The 17,098-nt window shown below is 64.8% G+C and carries 20 protein-coding genes; 14 read left to right on the forward strand and 6 right to left on the reverse strand.

Annotated elements, in window-relative coordinates; all coding sequences use genetic code 11:
* The first annotated feature begins 23 nt into the window (after positions 1-23).
* The 6 genes from V5279_RS03175 (at position 24) to V5279_RS03200 (ending at position 7,083) form a co-directional block, all read left to right on the forward strand.
* Entirely contained in the window at positions 24-1,892 is a 1,869-nt protein-coding gene (locus V5279_RS03175; protein ID WP_338695033.1) for an AMP-binding protein, read from the forward strand.
* A gap of 108 nt (positions 1,893-2,000) precedes the next feature.
* On the forward strand, positions 2,001-3,128 hold the full coding sequence (locus V5279_RS03180) for an acyl-CoA dehydrogenase family protein (RefSeq protein ID WP_338695035.1): 1,128 nt from the start codon (positions 2,001-2,003) through the stop codon (positions 3,126-3,128).
* Positions 3,129-3,270: 142 nt separating this feature from the next.
* A complete protein-coding gene (locus V5279_RS03185) occupies positions 3,271-4,518 on the forward strand; it encodes an acyl-CoA dehydrogenase (protein ID WP_166299175.1) in 1,248 nt (415 codons plus the stop codon).
* 118 nt (positions 4,519-4,636) lie between these two features.
* Positions 4,637-5,881, forward strand: a complete 1,245-nt coding sequence (locus tag V5279_RS03190) for an acyl-CoA dehydrogenase (RefSeq protein ID WP_338695038.1) — start codon at positions 4,637-4,639, stop codon at positions 5,879-5,881.
* Positions 5,882-5,883: 2 nt separating this feature from the next.
* Complete coding sequence (locus V5279_RS03195) at positions 5,884-6,594, forward strand: nitroreductase (protein ID WP_338695040.1); 711 nt, start codon at positions 5,884-5,886, stop codon at positions 6,592-6,594.
* 78 nt (positions 6,595-6,672) lie between these two features.
* A complete protein-coding gene (locus V5279_RS03200; RefSeq protein WP_166299172.1) occupies positions 6,673-7,083 on the forward strand; it encodes a hypothetical protein in 411 nt (136 codons plus the stop codon).
* Here V5279_RS03200 and V5279_RS03205 read toward each other — a convergent pair.
* Entirely contained in the window at positions 7,080-8,075 is a 996-nt protein-coding gene (locus V5279_RS03205) for a YafY family protein (RefSeq protein ID WP_338695042.1), read from the reverse strand. The two genes, V5279_RS03200 and V5279_RS03205, sit on opposite strands and share 4 nt — an antisense overlap.
* 83 nt (positions 8,076-8,158) lie before the next feature.
* Here V5279_RS03205 and V5279_RS03210 point away from each other — a divergent pair, with 83 nt between their 5' ends.
* Positions 8,159-8,812, forward strand: a complete 654-nt coding sequence (locus V5279_RS03210) for a glutathione S-transferase family protein (RefSeq protein WP_338695044.1) — start codon at positions 8,159-8,161, stop codon at positions 8,810-8,812.
* Between the two features lie 13 nt (positions 8,813-8,825).
* Positions 8,826-9,299, forward strand: a complete 474-nt coding sequence (locus tag V5279_RS03215) for a DUF6157 family protein (protein WP_338695046.1) — start codon at positions 8,826-8,828, stop codon at positions 9,297-9,299.
* A gap of 161 nt (positions 9,300-9,460) precedes the next feature.
* On the opposite strand, the gene V5279_RS03220 is transcribed toward V5279_RS03215, so the two are convergent.
* Positions 9,461-10,246, reverse strand: coding sequence for an enoyl-CoA hydratase/isomerase family protein (locus tag V5279_RS03220; protein ID WP_338695048.1), 786 nt, complete (start codon positions 10,244-10,246; stop codon positions 9,461-9,463).
* Positions 10,247-10,257: 11 nt separating this feature from the next.
* Positions 10,258-11,370 carry a cyclic nucleotide-gated ion channel gene (locus tag V5279_RS03225; RefSeq protein ID WP_029077942.1) on the reverse strand — a complete coding sequence of 371 codons (1,113 nt, stop codon included), beginning with the start codon at positions 11,368-11,370 and terminating at the stop codon, positions 10,258-10,260.
* Between the two features lie 323 nt (positions 11,371-11,693).
* Between V5279_RS03225 and V5279_RS03230 the strand changes: the two genes are divergently transcribed.
* Positions 11,694-12,362 (forward strand): Crp/Fnr family transcriptional regulator, encoded by a 669-nt coding sequence (locus V5279_RS03230; protein ID WP_029077941.1) that lies wholly within the window; start codon positions 11,694-11,696, stop codon positions 12,360-12,362.
* A gap of 31 nt (positions 12,363-12,393) precedes the next feature.
* Positions 12,394-13,266, forward strand: a complete 873-nt coding sequence (locus tag V5279_RS03235; protein ID WP_338701824.1) for a DUF6537 domain-containing protein — start codon at positions 12,394-12,396, stop codon at positions 13,264-13,266.
* A 306-nt stretch (positions 13,267-13,572) separates the two neighbouring features.
* Here the strand turns inward: V5279_RS03235 and V5279_RS03240 are convergent, their stop codons facing one another.
* Positions 13,573-13,788, reverse strand: a complete 216-nt coding sequence (locus tag V5279_RS03240; protein WP_338695054.1) for a hypothetical protein — start codon at positions 13,786-13,788, stop codon at positions 13,573-13,575.
* A 36-nt stretch (positions 13,789-13,824) separates the two neighbouring features.
* Complete coding sequence (locus V5279_RS03245; protein WP_166307513.1) at positions 13,825-14,016, reverse strand: hypothetical protein; 192 nt, start codon at positions 14,014-14,016, stop codon at positions 13,825-13,827.
* Between the two features lie 243 nt (positions 14,017-14,259).
* Between V5279_RS03245 and V5279_RS03250 the strand changes: the two genes are divergently transcribed.
* From V5279_RS03250 to V5279_RS03260, 3 genes are all read left to right on the forward strand, one after another.
* Positions 14,260-14,466, forward strand: a complete 207-nt coding sequence (locus V5279_RS03250; protein ID WP_166299165.1) for a hypothetical protein — start codon at positions 14,260-14,262, stop codon at positions 14,464-14,466.
* Positions 14,467-14,556: 90 nt separating this feature from the next.
* The gene (locus tag V5279_RS03255; RefSeq protein WP_338695058.1) at positions 14,557-14,919 is read left to right on the forward strand and encodes a PRC-barrel domain-containing protein; all 363 of its coding nucleotides are present in this window, start codon (positions 14,557-14,559) and stop codon (positions 14,917-14,919) included.
* A gap of 201 nt (positions 14,920-15,120) precedes the next feature.
* Positions 15,121-15,882 carry a Crp/Fnr family transcriptional regulator gene (locus V5279_RS03260; protein WP_338695061.1) on the forward strand — a complete coding sequence of 254 codons (762 nt, stop codon included), beginning with the start codon at positions 15,121-15,123 and terminating at the stop codon, positions 15,880-15,882.
* A gap of 196 nt (positions 15,883-16,078) precedes the next feature.
* On the opposite strand, the gene V5279_RS03265 is transcribed toward V5279_RS03260, so the two are convergent.
* Positions 16,079-16,567 (reverse strand): ferritin-like domain-containing protein, encoded by a 489-nt coding sequence (locus V5279_RS03265; protein WP_338695063.1) that lies wholly within the window; start codon positions 16,565-16,567, stop codon positions 16,079-16,081.
* Between the two features lie 191 nt (positions 16,568-16,758).
* Here V5279_RS03265 and V5279_RS03270 point away from each other — a divergent pair, with 191 nt between their 5' ends.
* A complete protein-coding gene (locus V5279_RS03270; protein WP_338695065.1) occupies positions 16,759-16,962 on the forward strand; it encodes a CsbD family protein in 204 nt (67 codons plus the stop codon).
* The last annotated feature ends 136 nt before the right edge of the window (positions 16,963-17,098 follow it).

Consider the following 17,098-nt stretch of genomic DNA (forward strand, 5'->3'; position numbering starts at 1 on the left):
CAAGAAATTCCGGGAGACGCAAAATGGATGGTGACGCGGCGATGCTGACAAAACCCGCCTTTCGCAAGGTGGACTGGCTCGCGCGTGACATCGCGGTCGAGCGGCGCGACGACGGCACCGTCGTGCTGCAGTCGCGGATTCCGCTCCAGGCTTATGAGACGCACATTCCGGCCTATCTCGCCAAATGGGCGGCGCAGGCGCCGGAGCGCATCTGGCTCGCGCAGCGTGGCGGTCCCGACCGAGCGTGGCGCAAGCTCTCCTATGGCGAAGCCAAGCGCACCGTCGATGCGCTGACGCAGGGCCTGCTCGATCTCGGCATTGGTGCAGACCGGCCCGTCGCGATCCTCTCGGGCAATTCGATCGAGCATGCGCTGATGACGCAGGCGGCGATGCAGGCACGGTTGCCGGCCGCGCCGGTGTCGCCGGCCTATTCGCTGATGAGCCAGGATCATCTCAAGCTCAAATATCTGTTCAACCTGATCAAGCCCGCCGTCGTGATGGTGCAGGATGGACCTGCCTTCGAGAAGGCGCTGAAGGCGATCGATCTCACAGGGATCACCGTCATTCACGTGCTGCGTCCGTGCGAGGGCATCAAGAGCGTGGCCTTTGCCGAGCTTGCCGCAACGCCGGTGACATCCGCGGTCGGTGAGTCCATCGCGAAGATCACGCCCAATACCGTCGGCAAGCTGCTGTTCACCTCGGGCTCGACCGGCATGCCCAAGGCCGTCATCAACACCCAGGAGATGATGTGCGCCAATGCGGCGATGATGATGCAGGTGCGCCCGCGTGAAACGGCTGGGCCGATCCCGACCGTGCTCGACTGGATGCCGTGGAATCACACCATGGGCGGCAACGCTGCGTTCAATCCGGTGCTGGTCGACGGCGGCACGCTCTATATCGACGACGGCCGGCCGATGCCGGGCCAGCTCGAGGAGACCATCAGGAACTTACGCGAGGTCTCGCCGACCTATTACGCCAACGTGCCGGCCGGCTATGCCGCGCTCGCAGCCGTCATGGAGAAGGACGAAGCACTGTGCCAGAGCTTCTTCAAGAACCTCGCGATCATGGGTTATGGCGGCGCGCGGCTGCCTGACGATCTCTACGACCGCATGCAGACGCTGGCGGTGAAGACCACTGGCGAGCGCATCGTGTTCTACACCGGCTGGGGCTCGACGGAGACCGCGCCGACCTCGACCGGCACCTATTGGGACACCGAGCGCGTCGGCCTGATCGGCTTGCCGTTCCCCGGCGTCGAGCTGAAGATGGTGCCGTGCGGCGCGAAATACGAATTGCGGTTGCGCGGCGTCAATGTCACGCCCGGCTATTTCGGCCAGCCCGATCTCACGGCCAAGATGTTCGACGAGGAAGGCTTCTACTTCATCGGCGATGCCGGTGTGTTCGTCGATCCCGAGGACCCGCTGAAAGGCATCATCTTCGCCGGCCGCGTGGTCGAGGACTTCAAGCTGACCACCGGCACCTTCGTCCATGTCGGCTCGCTGCGCACCGATGCGATCGCGGCCGCGACGCCGGTCGTGCATGACGCGCTGGTGGCGGGGCAGGACCGTGAGTTCATCGGCCTGTTGTGCTGGCCGAACCTGCATGCCTGCCGTCAGCTCGTCGGCAATGCGGACGCGAGCTATGAGGACGTGATCCGGCATCCCGACGTGGTGGCCTGCCTCAAGAAGGGTTTGCAGGCCCACAACGCGTCGACCACCGGCAGCAGCATGCGCATTGCACGTGCGATGCTGATGGTCGAGCCGCCGTCGATCGACGGCAATGAGCTCACCGACAAGGGCTACATCAACCAGCGCGCCGGCCTCGAGCGCCGCGCCGCGCTGGTCGAGCAGCTCTATGCCGACAAGCCCGGCGACGAGGTGATCGTTTTGAACTGACCGTAGGATGGGTAGAGCGCAGCGAAACCCATCATCTGACCAAGCAATCGATGGGTATCGCTTCGCTCCACCCATCCTACGAAGCCAAACAACAACGCGGGTAGCGCCATGAATTTCGATTTCTCCGACGAACAGAAGCAGATGCGCGACGAGGCGCGGAAATTCCTGAGCGAACAATGCCCGCCGAAGGCCGTGCGCGAAGTGCTCGACGGCAAGGTGCCCTACGACAAGGCGCTGTGGAAGGGCCTTGCCGAGATGGGCTTCCTCGGCGTCGCGATCCCGGAGCAGTTCGGCGGCGCGGGCGCCGGCCATCTCGAGCTTTGCGTGATCGCCGAGGAAATGGGCCGCGCGCTGGCGCCGGTGCCGTTCTCGTCGACCGTCTATCTCGCCGCCGAAGCGATCCTGATCGCCGGAAGTGACGCGCAGAAGCAGAAGTGGCTGCCGAAGATCGCCTCCGGCGATGCCATCGGTACGCTCGCGCTGTTCGAGGGCCACGGCAACCCGTCGCCGAAGGCGGTCAAGGTCACTGCCAATGGCGGCGTGCTCAACGGCGTCAAGAAGCCGGTCGCCGATGGTGCGATCGCCGATTTCGCCGTGGTCGCCGCGCGCACCGGCTCGAGCGGACGTGAATCCGATATCTCGCTGTTCATCGTCGACCTCAAGGCCTCAGGCGTCGAGGTCAAGTCGCTCACCAACATCGATCTGACCCGCGGCCAGGCCGAGATCACCTTCAAGGACGCCAAAGCCGAGCCGCTCGGCGCCACTGGCGAGGGCTGGAGCGTGATCACCCAGGTGCTGGATCGCGCGGCGGTGCTGACCGCGTTCGAGCAGGTCGGCGGCGCCGACCGCGCGCTGGAGATGGGCCGCGACTACGCGCTCGACCGCATCGCCTTCGGCCGTCCGATCGGCTCGTTCCAGGCGGTGAAGCACATGCTGGCCGACATGTATGTCTCGGCGACGCTGGCGCGGTCGAATTGCTATTACGGCGCCTGGGCGCTCTCGACCAATGCCGGCGAGCTGCCGGAAGCCGCCGCCGCCGCGCGCATCAGCGCGACGCAGGCGTTCCAGCACTGCGCCAAGAACAACATCCAGGTTCACGGCGGCATGGGCTTCACTTGGGAGTTCGACTGCCACATGTACTACCGCCGCGCCAATGCGGTGGCGCTCGGCCTCGGCAGCCTGTCCTATTGGGAAGACGCGCTGATCGACCGCATGCGCAAGAAGAACGCGGCGTAAGGGGTGCTCGTGTCCCGGACGCGGTGCAGCGTGAAACGCTGCTCCGCAGAGCCGGGACCCATCGGGCTACTATGGACCCCGGAACAGCAGCGCACCACTCCGTGCTGCGCCGCATCCGGGGAACGCAGGAGAGGACAGAGTCATGAATTTCGACGACACTCCGCAGGAAGCCGCATTCCGCGCCGAGGCGAAAGCCTGGATCGCGGCCAATGCGCCGAAGCAATATGAGGAAGAGCTGCGCAAGGCCTCGCTCGGCCGCTTCCAGCTCAAGGGCGCCAATATCCTCGAGGTCGCCAAGGCCTGGCAGAAGAAGAAGGCCGACGCCGGCTGGGCCTGCCTGCACTGGCCGAAGGAGTATGGCGGCCGCGGCGCATCGCCGATCGAGCGCGTGATCTGGCAGCAGGAGGAGGGCCCGTTCGGCCGCCTCAGCTCAATGTTCATCATCGGTCACGGCATGTGCGGCCCGACCATGATGGCGTTCGCCGGCGAGGAGCAGAAGCGCTCTTATCTGCCGCCGCTCGCCTCCGGTGAGAAGATCTGGTGCCAGCTGTTCTCCGAGCCCGCCGGCGGTTCCGACGTCGCGGGCCTGCGGACCCGCGCCGAGAAGCATGGCGACGAATGGGTGATCAACGGCCAGAAGATCTGGACCTCGGGCGCGCACTATTCCGACTACGGCATCCTGCTCACCCGCACTGATCCGACCGTACCGAAGCACAAGGGCCTCACCATGTTCTTCCTGGACATGAAGAGTCCGGGCGTCGAGGTGCGGCCGATCAAGCAGGCGAGCGGCGCTTCCGACTTCAACGAGGTCTATTTCACCGACGTCCGGATTCCGGACTCGCAGCGGCTCGGCAATGTCAATGACGGCTGGAACGTGTCGCTGACCACGCTGATGAACGAGCGCATGTCGATCGGCGCCGGCGTCTCGACCGGCTTCCCCGAACTGTTCGACTTCTGCAACAGCCTGATGCTCGAGGACGGCCCGGCGATCGAGAACCGTGCGGTGCGCTCGAAACTGGCGAACTGGGCGGTGAAGGCGAGCGGGCTGAAATACACCAGCATGCGCGCGATCTCGGCGCTGTCGAAGGGCGAGCGGCCGGGGCCGGAGAACTCGATCGGCAAGCTGGTCGCCGGTTCGATGATCCAGGACGTCGCGACCTACGCGCTCGACCTGCAGGGCGCCGCCGGTGCGCTGAGCGGGGTAGAGGATGCCGAGGTCGCCGGCAAATTCCAGGCGATGCTGCTGCGCGCGCCCGGCACCCGCGTCGAGGGCGGCACCGACGAGATCATGCGCAACATCATCGCCGAGCGCGTGCTGGGCCTGCCCGGCGACATCAGGGTCGACAAGGACGTTCCCTTCAACAAGATCCCGACCAAGGGAAGAGCTTAACCGTCGTTCCGGGGCGGCGCGTAGCGGCGAACCCGGAACCTCGAGCAACATAATAAATCTCCAGATTCCGGGTTCGATGCTTCGCATCGCCCCGGGATGACAGAACAAAGGAGCCGCCATGAATTTCGATGACACGCCGCAGGAAGCCGAATTCCGTGCCATCGCCCGCAGCTGGGTCGCAGCCAATGCGCCGAAGGAGTTCGAGGAGGAGCTGTCAAAATCATCGCTCGGCCGCATCAAGCTCGCCAAGCACGACATGGTCGAGGTCGGCAAGGCCTGGCAGAAGAAGAAGGCCGAGGGCGGCTGGGCCTGCCTACACTGGCCGAAGGAATATGGCGGCCGCGGCGCCACCCCGATCGAGCGCGTGATCTGGCAGCAGCAGGAGGGTGTCTACGGCAAATTGACCCAGCCGTTCCAGATCGGCGAGGGCATGTGCGGCCCGACCGTGATGGCCTGGGGCAGTGAAGACGCGAAGCGCCGCTATCTGCCGAAGCTTGCGTCGGGCGAGGAGATCTGGTGCCAGCTGTTCTCCGAGCCGTCGGCCGGCTCCGACGTCGCGGGCCTGCGCACCCGCGCCGAGAAGAAGGGCGTCAACTGGGTCGTCAACGGCCAGAAGATCTGGACCTCCGGCGCGCATTATTCCGACTACGGCCTGCTGATCGCGCGCACCGACCCGAATGTGCCGAAGCACAAGGGCCTCACCATGTTCTTCCTCGATATGAAGAGTCCCGGAGTCGAGGTGCGGCCGATCAAGCAGGCCAACGGCATGCAGGAGTTCAACGAGGTCTATTTCACCGACGTCGTGATCCCGGACAGCCAGCGCCTCGGCGCGGTCGGCGAGGGCTGGAGCGTGTCGCTGACCACGCTGATGAACGAGCGCATGTCGATCGGCTCGCGGCTCGCGACCGGCGTCCCCGAGATGTTCGAGTTCTGCTCCAATCTGATGCTGGAGGACGGGCTTGCGATCGACGATCCGGCGGTGCGCTCCAAGCTCGCGAGCTGGGCGGTGAAGGCGAGCGGGCTGAAATATACCAGCTACCGTGCCATCTCGGCGCTGTCGAAGGGCGAGCGGCCCGGTCCGGAGAACTCGATCGGCAAGCTGGTCTCCGGCCTGATGCTGCAGGACATCGCGACCTATGCGATGGACCTCGAGGGCGCGGCCGGCAGCCTCACCGGCACCGATGAGGAGCAGGCCAACGGCCAGTTCCAGCAGATGCTGCTGTCGTCGCCTTCGATGCGCATCGCCGGCGGCACCGACGAGATCCTGCGCAACATCATCGCCGAGCGTGTTCTCGGTCTGCCCGGCGACATCCGGGTCGACAAGGACGTGCCCTACAACAAGATCCCGACCAAGGGGCGTTGAGCATGGATGCCGTGACCAAGCCACGTTACGCCACAGAAGATCGCATCGGCGCGCTCGAGGAGCTGCTCAACGAGCGTTACTCGGTGCGCGCGTTCCAGCAGCGCGAGGTGCCGCGCGAAATGATCGAGCACATCCTCACCACCGCGCAGCGCACCGCGTCCTGGTGCAACAGCCAGCCCTGGCAGGTCCTGATCGTGTCCGGCGAGGCCAAGGAACGGTTTCGCAAGGCGATCTATGCCGATGCCTCGCGCGGTCTCGGCGAGGATTACGACTTCACGCCGCCGCGCGAATATGTCGGGGTCTATCTGGAGCGCCGCCGCGAAAGCGGCTTTCAGCTCTACAACACGCTCGGCATCACCAGGGGCGATAAGGCGGCCTATGCCAAACAGGCGCTGGAGAACTACAATTTCTTCGGCGCTCCCCACATTGCCGTGATCCACACCAACGAGCCGCTCGGCATCTACGGCGCGATCGATTGTGGCGGCTATGTCTCGAACTTCATGCTGGCGGCGCAGGCGCTCGGGCTCGGCACCATCCCGCAGGCCGCGATTGCCCGCCATTCCGGCCTGATCCGCCGCCATTTTGGCCTGGCCGACGACCGCCGGGTTGTCTGCGGCATCTCGTTCGGCTATGCCGATCATGCACACAAGGTGAACAGCTACCGCACCTCGCGTGCGACCGTGGCCGATACTGTCACATTCGTGGACGTATAATTCCCTGAAGGCTGAGTCCGCCCGGGACAAAAGCGACCAAGACAAGAAACGACAAGAAAAAAAGCGACAACAAGAACAATGGCGAACGACGCCTCGCTCACGGCGGGCAGGATCAACAGGCAGCTGCACCGTCTCCCCGCGCTCGAACGCGACGCGTTCATCGCTGCGCATTATCTGGGCCAGCCGGTCGCCTGGGAAACCCGCTTCTTCGACGCGATCGACTGGGGTGCGGGCTCGGTGCTGCAGTTCAGCTTCCTGCAGCGCGGCTGGCACCGCCATTCGCGGCTCGACAATCCGATCTATGCCCATATCGATATCGAGCAGCATCCTGAAACGCGCGGCCTGCGCCGCGGCCGGCGCATCGATCTCTACGGCACGATCAAGGGCATCGACTTCGTGACCGGGATTACGCTGACGCTCGACCGTTTCGAGATCCTGCCGGTCAATTTTCTCGACCGCTTCGTGATCAGCTCCGATAGCCGGTACTAGCGCCGGGCCGCGCGGCGCGCCTGCCTCTCGGCATAGCGCGCGAACATCGCGCCCGCCAGCTCGGCCATCTTCTCGCGCAACTCCGCGGGCGCGATCACCTCGGCCTCGGCGCCGAGCCGCAGCAGCTCGGTCGCCGCATGCCACACCGTCTTGCCGACCGGCATGGTGGCGACCCGCCAGCCGTCGGGCTCGGTGCCGTCAGCAAGCTGCATCCGCGCCTTCACGTAAGGATGCGCCAGCGCATCGAACAGTTTCAGCCCGAACGGCGACAGCCGCACCGTGGCCTGGTTCGGATGCAGCTCGGCCTCAAGCCGTTCGATCGAGGCGCGCCAATAGGCGGCGAGGTCGAACTCCGCCGGCCGCGCGAATGGCGTCTCAAGTGTCTCACAATCCAGCACGCGAGCCACCCGATAGGTGCGCACATTGCCGTCGACGAGGCCGGCGAGATACCAGCTGCCGCCCTTCAGCACGAGCCCGAGCGGCGCCACAAGCCGCCGCTTCTCGGCCTTCCAGCTCTGGTAGCGGATCTCGATCAGATTTTCGCGCAGCACTGAGGCTGCAATGGCGCGCAGATGCTTCGGCTCCTCGGTCTCGCCGAACCAGCCGGGCGCGTCGAGATGGAAGCGCTGCTGCATGCCCCGCGCGTTGGGCCGCAGATTTTCCGGCAGCGCGGCCATCAGCTTGCTCTGCGCCGCGACCATCGCGGTGTCGAGGCCGAGTGCCGCGGCGGGGCCGGGCAGGCCGGCCATGAACAGCGCCTCGGCCTCGCCCTGCGACAGCCCGTTCAGCCGCACGCGATAGCCGTCGAGCAAGCGATAGCCGCCCTCGGCGCCACGGTCGGCATAGACGGGCACCCCGGCGGCCGAGAGCGCGTCGATGTCGCGATAGATCGTGCGCACCGAGACCTCGCAGGCCTCGGCCAGCTCGGGCGCGGTGACCTGCCCCCGCGCCTGCAGGGTGGTGAGGATAGAAAACAGCCGGCTTGCGCGCATGGCCAGATCATACCTGACACAAGATGTCAGGTATAGGCGGACATAAGGAGGCCATGCCGCCCGACGGCGCAAGGAGACTGCCCATGACCACCGCTGCCACCACCGACCGCGTCACGCTGTATTACTCGCCGCAAAGCCGCGCCACCGGCACGCGCGTGCTGCTCGAGGAACTCGGTGCGCCCTATGATTTGCATGTCCTCAACATGAAGGCGGGCGAGCAGCGCAAGGACGCCTATCTCGCCATCAATCCGCTCGGCAAGGTGCCGGCGATTCGCCATGGTGGCGCGCTGGTCACCGAGCAGGTCGCGATCTTCATCTATCTCGCCGATCTGTTTCCGCAGGCCGGCCTGACGCCCGCGCTCAACGACCCGCGCCGCGGCCCGTATCTGCGCTGGATCGCCTATTACGGCGCCTCGTTCGAGCCGGCCGTGATCGACCATTTCATGAAGCGCGAGCCGGCGCCGATCACCCAATCGCCCTACGCCGATTACGACAGCATGCTGGGCGCACTGGAGGCGCAGCTCGCGAAAGGGCCCTATCTGCTCGGCGAGCAGATCACGGCGGCCGATATCCTCTGGGGCATCGCGCTCAGCTGGACCATGATGTTTGGCATCGTGCCGAAACGGGATGTGTTCGTCCGCTATGCCGAACGCATCACGGCGCGCCCGGCTTTCGCAAGGATATCGAAGGCCGACGACGCGATGGCGGCGCAGCATGCTGCAGCCGCCGGCGTGTGATACGATCGTCGCGATGGCCAAGACACTGCAAAAGATGCCGCACAGCCCACTGCACAGCACCAACTGCTTCAACACCTTCATCCGCGTGGCGGAGGATTGTCCGGCGCGGAGCGGCGAGGAGCCGCAGCCGCGCGGCGGCCAGCCGACGGTCGCCGTGCTGCAATACCGGATGATATCAGGCGCGCCGTACACATACACTTCCGACGACGTGGTGTTCGCCACGTCGGCGGCCGGCCGCGCGCTCGATGCCAAGGCTGCAAACAGCAAGGTGGCGAAGCAGGCGCGCAGCCTCGCCCGCGAGGCGTTCTTCTCGCGCGGCCAGGCCTGCATGCGCGCCTCGCCGCTCGGCAAGCGCTTCGGCTGGGGCGTCCACGCCGATGCCGAAGGCCGCATCGCGCTCTACGCGGTCGACAGCAAGCGCTACCAGGCCCTCGCCGGCGATCCGGAGATCGCGCAAGTCCCTGCGATGCGGTCGAAGCGGGCGTAAGGGGAGAGTGAAGCGTCGCGCGTCGCTGCTAAGCCCGTCATCCTGAGGAGCGCGTAGCGCGTCTCGAAGGATGCACGGCCACACTCGGGCCGTCGACCCTTCGAGACGCGCGCAAGAGCGCGCTCCTCAGGGTGACGGTACTATCGATTTGGAGCGCTGCGTTAGAACTTCGGCGCCCGCTTCTCGGCGAATGCCTGGATGCCTTCCTTGATCTCGTCGCCGCGCATGCTGTCGCGGTGGCGGGCGTCGGCTGCGGCTGCATCGAGCTCGCCGCGGGCGAATTCGTTGACCGCGCGCTTCATGCCGGCCATCGCCTTGGGCGCATTGCCGGCCAAAACATTTGCAAGCTTGTCGACCTCCTCGTCGAGCAGGTCGATTGGCACCATCGCAGTGAGGTAGCCGATCCGCAGCATCTCGGGCGCGGTGATCCTCGAGGCGGTCAGGAACAGCATCTTCGCGTTGTCGACGCCGAGCCGTGTGACGTAGCGCTTGATGCCGCTGGTGTAATAGTGCAGACCGAGCCGCGCCGCCGGCATGAACATCTCCGCGGTATCGACGCCGATCCGGAAGTCGCAGGCGAGCGCGAGGTCGGTCGAGCCGCCATAGACGCCGCCATTGAGCCGGCAGATCGTCGGCACGGCCAGATCTTCCAGACGGTTGACCACGACCTCGAACGCCGAGCCCGCACTCTGCTGCTCGCTGGCGCTCACCGCGCGCTCGGCCACCGAGTTGAGGTCGTAGCCGGCGGAGAACGCGCGGCCGGTTCCGGTCAGCACCAGCACGCGGATCGCAGGATCGGCCTCGATCCAGTCGAACAGTTTCAGGAGCTCGCCGAGGTCCTCGGCCTGCAGGCGGTTGAGATGCTTCGGCCGGTTGAGGCGGATGGTGGCGCGCGCCCCCGCAATCTCGAGCACGGGTCCGCTGGCGGTGTCGGCCGCGTCAGCCATCTTGGTCTCCATTATTGGTTCTCACGTTCGCGCCGCTTCGCCTCGGCGTCGATGGTCTCGGCGAGATCGGGATGCCTTGCCATCAACAGTCGGAAATCAACCAGGTCAAGCACCAACAGCCGGGTCACCTTGCTGGTGGCGACGCTGGCGGCGCGCTTGGCGTTGCCGAGCAGCGCCATCTCGCCGAAGAACGCGCCTTCGCCGAGCTTGACCTTGCGCCCGGGCAGGTCGACCTCGACCTCGCCGGCGGCGACGAAATACATGCAGTCGCCATTGGTGTCCTTGCGGATGATCATGGTACGCGGCGGCAGGTCCATGGTCCGCAGCACCTGGGTGACGTCGGCGATCGCGGCCGGCCCGAGATGCGCGAAGAACGGCACCTTGCTGACGGTCTCCCAGGTCTTCAGAAAATTGTCGCGCCGGGTTTCCGCGGCAAAGCCGGTCGCCAGGATACCGGTCCACAGCCCGAACACGCCGAGGCCCGAGATCATCACCATGGCGGCGACCACGCGGCCGAGCGGGGTGATCGGCACCACATCGCCATAGCCTGTCGTGGTGAGCGTCACCACCGCCCACCACAATGCCGCCGGCACGCTGCCGAAGGTCTGCGGCTGGACGTCCCGCTCCAGCAAATATTCCGCGACGGAAGCCAGGAACACCACCATCAGGAAGATCACGAGCACGCTGAGCAGCGGGCCGGACTCCACCACCAGCACGCGCCGGAGCTGGCGCAGGCCGGGAATGCCCGGCACCACCTTGAGCACCCAGAGCACGCCGAACAGCCATGCCGTCTTCGGCTCGAGGCCGGAGAGCAAGGCGAGCGGCACCGCCAACGCGCCGATTGCATCAACCACGCCTGCGCTGGACAGCGCGTAGAACCAGAGCTTGCCCTGCCGTCGCATATGGCGCAGCCGCACCACCCATTCGAACACGAAATAGGCAAGGCAGGCCGAGAGCAGCGCACCGATCCAGTGCGGGGCGGCGTCATAGGCCGGCTGCACCGTCAGCAGCGTCATCATGGCGATGCCGGTCGCGACCGCGACATAGGCCGCCGTGGTCATGTTGCGGCCGGCGGTGGCCGAAACGAAGGCGGTCAAAGCCGGAAGGACGAGCCGCTTGGACATCAGGACGGAGGTTGCCTGTCGATGAACTGCTGGAATCGGGCCCCGCGCGCGGCGGAGCCTGCGTCACAACGTGCCCGTCCTCCTTGAGGCCGTCAACGCGCGGGCCATTCGCGCATCAAGTCAGCAGGGCAGCCGTTCGTTGGACGAATGGCCCAAAAGGCCTAACCATCCTGCCCCGATTTTGCGCCCGCGAATGTGAGAAATCGGACAAATCGTCGCTTTTTCACCGTATATCAGGGATGCTGGCGGCCGATACGACCCCGGCCGGAATGAAGCGACTAATAAGACGATCTATTCACTTCTTGAGCATTGGTTGGTTTCCGATGGACACCTCACACCTCGCGGAACACGCCGGCGCCGCCGGCAGTCTGTTCGCATCGATCTTCGTGGTCGCCACGCTGTCGATGCGGACCATGATCCCGTTGCGCGTGTTCGCCATCCTGACCAACATCATCCTGATCGCGACCGCGATCCCGACCCACAATTACGCCGTGCTGATCCTGCATTCCGTGCTGCTGCCGGTGAACACCTACCGCCTGCACCAGATGCTGCAGCTGGTCCGCAACGTGAAGAAATCGGTCAACAGCGATCTGTCGATGGAGTGGCTGAAGCCGTTCACGACGGAGCGCAAATGCACGGCGGGCGAAGTCCTGTTCTACAAGGACGAGAAGGCCGACAGCATGTTCTACATCGTCAGCGGCCGCTTCCGCCTGGTCGAATCGGGCATCGAGCTGCCGGTCGGCGCCATCGTCGGCGAGTTCGGCATGCTGTCGCCGTCGAACACACGGACCCAGACGCTGGAATGCGTCGAAGGCGGCATGGTGCTGTCGGTAACCTATGACCAGGTCGAGCAGCTTTACGTCCAGAACCCGGCGTTCGGCTTCTACCTCCTGCGGCTGTTTAGCGCCCGCCTGTTCCAGAATATCTCGACGCTCGAGCAACGGCTCGCGCAACACACCACGCCGCAGGTTGCGGAGCCAAAACCTGCATGAGCCCGCCGTGACCAGTTCTGGAGGCGCCGCAGTGCCGGATGACGATAGTCTCCTGGCTTCGCTCCGCTATCTCTTCGCCGACATCATCGGTGACGAGGACGAGGGGCCGCCCGTGCTGCCCGAGGCTTGTCCGGATCATCTCGAGCCCGCGGTCACCGAGGCCATCCATCTGTTGATCGCCTATCAGAGCACGAGCTATGCCCAGCTCTATATCGACCGGCTCAAGCGCTTCGTCGGACGCCGCGGCGTTGACGATGCCCTGCTCGCCGACATCGCGCGGCTGATGGCGGAGCGGATGGCCTATGAGGATGCGATCCGGATCGCGCAGCTCAAGCTCGGCGAGGTCAATGCGGCGGGCGGCCTTGCGGCGCGCTCGGCCGACGACGTCAAGCGATTTCGTCTCGACGAGCTGATCGACGCCTTGCCGGCGGTGGTTGCCGATCCGATCCTCGCCGTGCTCGATCAGTTCGGCTGGCGCCGCCGCAGGGTCTCGATCCGCTTCAGCGCCAACAACCGCTTCAGCGTTCGCCGGCTCAGGATCGAGGCGGGCCTGAAGCGCTGGCGGCTGTTCTCGGTGCGCTATGCCAAGGAGCGCGTCTGGGTCGAGCGCTGGCTGCACATGATCGACCGCAGCCTCACCAAGCAACCGGCCGCCGCATCGGCGGTGGTGCAGACCGCGACCATGATCCAGGGCTATGGCGATCCCTATCGCCAGGGCATCGCGGACTGGCACGCGATCATCGACGGGCTCGCCAAGCCGACCTTCGACGGCGTGCTCGCGCTTCCCGATCTCGCCGCCGCTATTGCGGAAGCCCGCGCCGCCATCATGCCCGATCCCCGGCAGGCCGCACTGAAGCGCAAGATCGCGGAGATCCGCGCCCGGGTGCCGGCGGTGGCGCTGTAAGAGGCGCAGACGTTCTCGCTCGTGATGACGTGTAGAACGTAGACCGTCACCCTGAGGTGGCCGCTTCTTCAGCGGCCCTCGAAGGGTCGACGGCCCGGCTGTGGCCATGCATCCTTCGAAGCTCGCGTTGCTCGCACCTCAGGATGACGGGTCTAGCGGGGTTGCATCGGCGCGTCAGGCACGATCAAGCCCTCAAACGCGTAGGCGCCGCCGGCGGCCAGGATGACCAGGAGGCCGATGCTGATTGCAATGCGCATGCGTAGCTGCCTCTGCAAAGGCATGGAGCAGCAAGGCAGGTTGTAGCGGCTATTCCGCCGCGGCGGTGACCTTGGTCAGCGCCTGCTGTCCGGCTTCAGTGAGCTCGGAAAGCGTCGTTCTGCCGCTGCTGGCGCACTTGATGATGTATTTGGCAACGTATTTTCGGGTGGCGTGTTCCTCGCCATGACGCGCCTCGGCGCAAACCCGGTCGAGCGCAAAATTCATGATGGCGAGTGTATGTGAGTCGAATCTCTCCTCGATCATCGCAGCCCCTCCCTATGGGCCGGTGTCCGGCGCGGCTTATTTGCGGAGCGTCAGCCACTCGCTGACTTCCATCACCGTCTCGGTCTGTCTGGCTCTCTTCATCAGCGTTTCGCGTTCGCGCCCCGGCGGCAGCTCGCGTGCCGCAAGGCGTGCATCTTCGGCAAATTTTTGCAGACGGTCCTCGAACGATCCCGGGGGACGCGCCCTATTGCGTTTCTTCTTGATCATGCCGCCTCCAGTCTGGAACCGGGAATACTTGGCATGCTCCCCGGAGGCCGTCGTTAACCCATGACATCAGCGGATCGAATTCGTCTTTTGCATCGCAGGAACGATCTCCGCCGCCATGCGTAACACCCGTGCGTTCACTGCTCTTCACCCCGGGAGCAGTGGACCACTCCGGTGACGGGCCTCGGCGAATTTCATCGTCGGGGCCCGCATGGCTTAGAGGATATCAGCCAAGGGATCTCAGCGATGGCACATTCCAATCACGGTATCGTCAAGGACGACAAGGGTCAGGAGCAGCCGGCCGACAAGGAGCGCGCGCAGAGCGCTCACAAGACCGACCCCCGAAAGTCGCAAACGCGCGAAGCGACGCGGGACCCGAAGCTGAATGACGCCGGCAAGACGCCGGGCTCGGGCATGACGCCTGACGACAGCGGCGATCCCCCGACAGGCTGAACGTCGTTTTGCCCTGCAGCAACTGCGCAATGCGGCAGGAACGATGACCCTGGTCCATCGTTGGCCTCGGAAGATCACAGGAGATTTGACATGGCGACAGACGCAAAAGAAATCGGAAACCTCATCGGCAGCGACAAGGTCGAGGGCACCGCGGTTTACGGATCGGATGAGCGCAAGATCGGCTCGATCGAACGCGTCATGATCGACAAGACAAGCGGACGGGTGTCCTACGCCGTGCTCGGCTTCGGCGGCATTCTCGGCCTCGGCAACGACCATTATCCGCTGCCTTGGCAATCGCTCAAATACGACACAAGGCTGGGCGGTTACGTCACGGGCGTGACCGAGAGCCAGCTGCGCGGCGCACCGAAATACGGCAGCGAGCGGGACTGGAATTGGGCCGATAACGGCACCACACGCGCGGTCAACGATTATTACGGCGTGCCGCTCGTCTGAATGACGTCGGCCTGAAGGCGTCACGTTTTGCTGGACGCCGCCCCGCTGGCACCGGATCTGTACCGCGCTTGAGGACATTACCGTTGCGTCCTCCGGCGTGTGTACACTAGTGAACAGACGGCAATAGCTATGCAATGTAACATACGTTATTGAAAACGGAGCGGCGGTTACCCGATTTAGCATCCGGGGAGACCAATGTCGTTGGCGTCGCTAGTCCGGAAATTGGAGCAGTTCGTACGGCTTTCGCCGGTCGACCACGCTATTCTCAATCGCGCGTCGACCGAGCGCGTCCGTCACTTCGGTCCGCGCGTCGACATCGTCCGTGAAGGCGAGAAGCCGAAGGACGTCCATTTGATCCTGTCCGGCTGGGCCTGCCGCTACAAGCAACTCGAGGATGGCCGCCGCCAGGTGGTGTCGTTCTTCCTGCCCGGCGATATCTGCGACGTGAACGTCTTCATCCTGCGCGAGATGGATCATTCGATCGGCACCATCACGCCGGTGTCGATCGCCGACCTCTCCCGCGAGTTCTTCGACAAGGTCGCGGCCGGACATCCGCGCATCGTCACCGCGTTCTGGTGGGAGACGCTGGTCAACGCCGCGATCCAGCGCGAGTGGACCATGAGCCTCGGCCAGCGCACGGCGCTGGAGCGCATGGCTCACCTGCTCTGCGAGATCTGGCTGCGCCTGCGTCTCGCCGGCCTGACCCAGGGCGACAGCTGCGACTTCCCGCTGACCCAGGGCGATCTCGCCGACGCCACCGGGCTCTCCAAGGTCCACGTCAACAGAACGCTGCAGGAGCTGCGCGCCGACGGCCTGATCGTGCTCAAGGGAAAGACGCTCGCCGTCCCCGATCTCGACCGGCTGATGCGCGCCGGCCTGTTCAACCCGAACTATTTGCACATGGATCACGAGGGACGGCAGCTCGATGCCGTCGGGATGCCAACGGACGCAGCGGCCGGGTGATCGGTGGGTCGATTTGTCGAGGCGCACGGCGCTCTCCTCGGCGGGCGCGGGTGGAACAGGCAATTAAGACGCCCGGCACCTCGATGGCGGTCGATGAGCCCGGCCGCCCCCTCCAGCTGGCCCTCGCCCCTTTACGCTGCGCTGTCGCGGTTAGCGACGATCGGATGCGCGAGCTTCAACTGGATCACACTGCCCCTTAGGCCGCTTCGGCGTTCACCGCGGAGACGGCAATCGAGGTCAGCGTCTCGTCGGTTTTCTTTTCTTCATTCAGGGTCTGACCGAGCAGCTTGACGGCATCCGGCATGTTCAGCTTGTCGGCCCAGGCTTTGAGCGTGCCATACCGCGAGATTTCATAGTGCTCCACCGCCTGGGCGGCAGCGAGCAGGCCGGCGTCCAGCGCGGGCGCGTCGGCGTATTCCTCCATGATTTCCTTGCCCTCGTCGAGAATGCCTTCGATGGCATCGCACTTCTTGCCACGGGCGGGCTTGCCGAGCAGCTCGAAGATCTTTTCGAGGCGTTCGATCTGGCCTTCGGTCTCGTCGTGGTGCTTCTCGAAGGCGGCGCGGAGCTTGTCGGACGCAGCCGCCTTCGCCATTTTTGGCAGCGATTTGTAGATCTGCTTCTCGGCGTAATAAATGTCCTTGAGGGTATCGAGGAAGAGAGCGTTGAGGTCTTTTTCTGACATGGTCGACTCCGTTGCGAATGATGGTGCAGATGAGCCTTCCAACACACGGCCGTGATCGACGTTCCTATTCTGGCTGATGGCGCCTGCCGAAATCACGTCCTGTCAAGCACGTGGCCCATCTGTCGCAGGGCGACGCAGGAACGAAGGCCTCTCTCCTCGGTTGATCGGTCTCCAAATAACGGAGGTCGACGATGGATTGGAATCGAGTTGAAGGAAACTGGAAGCAGGTGAAGGGGAAGGTGAAGGAGCAATGGGGCAAGCTGACCGATGATGACCTCGACGTCATTGCCGGCAAGCAGGACCAGCTCGAGGGCCGTCTGCAGCAGCGCTACGGCTACGCCAAGGACCAGGCCCAGAAGGAAATCGACACCTGGTATGGCCGCCAGAAGTGGTGAGCAAAAAAGCCCCGCACTCGCGGGGCTTTTTTTGCAAGGATCTCGGCCAGAGAGAATGATGTTGGGCAGGGTGCGCCCCTGTTGGCACCTGTGCGATCGCGGGGTCTCGATGAGACCCCGCTTTCCAGTGACCGCA

This window comes from Bradyrhizobium sp. 26S5, from assembly GCF_036923295.1.
GTDB lineage: Bacteria > Pseudomonadota > Alphaproteobacteria > Rhizobiales > Xanthobacteraceae > Bradyrhizobium > Bradyrhizobium septentrionale.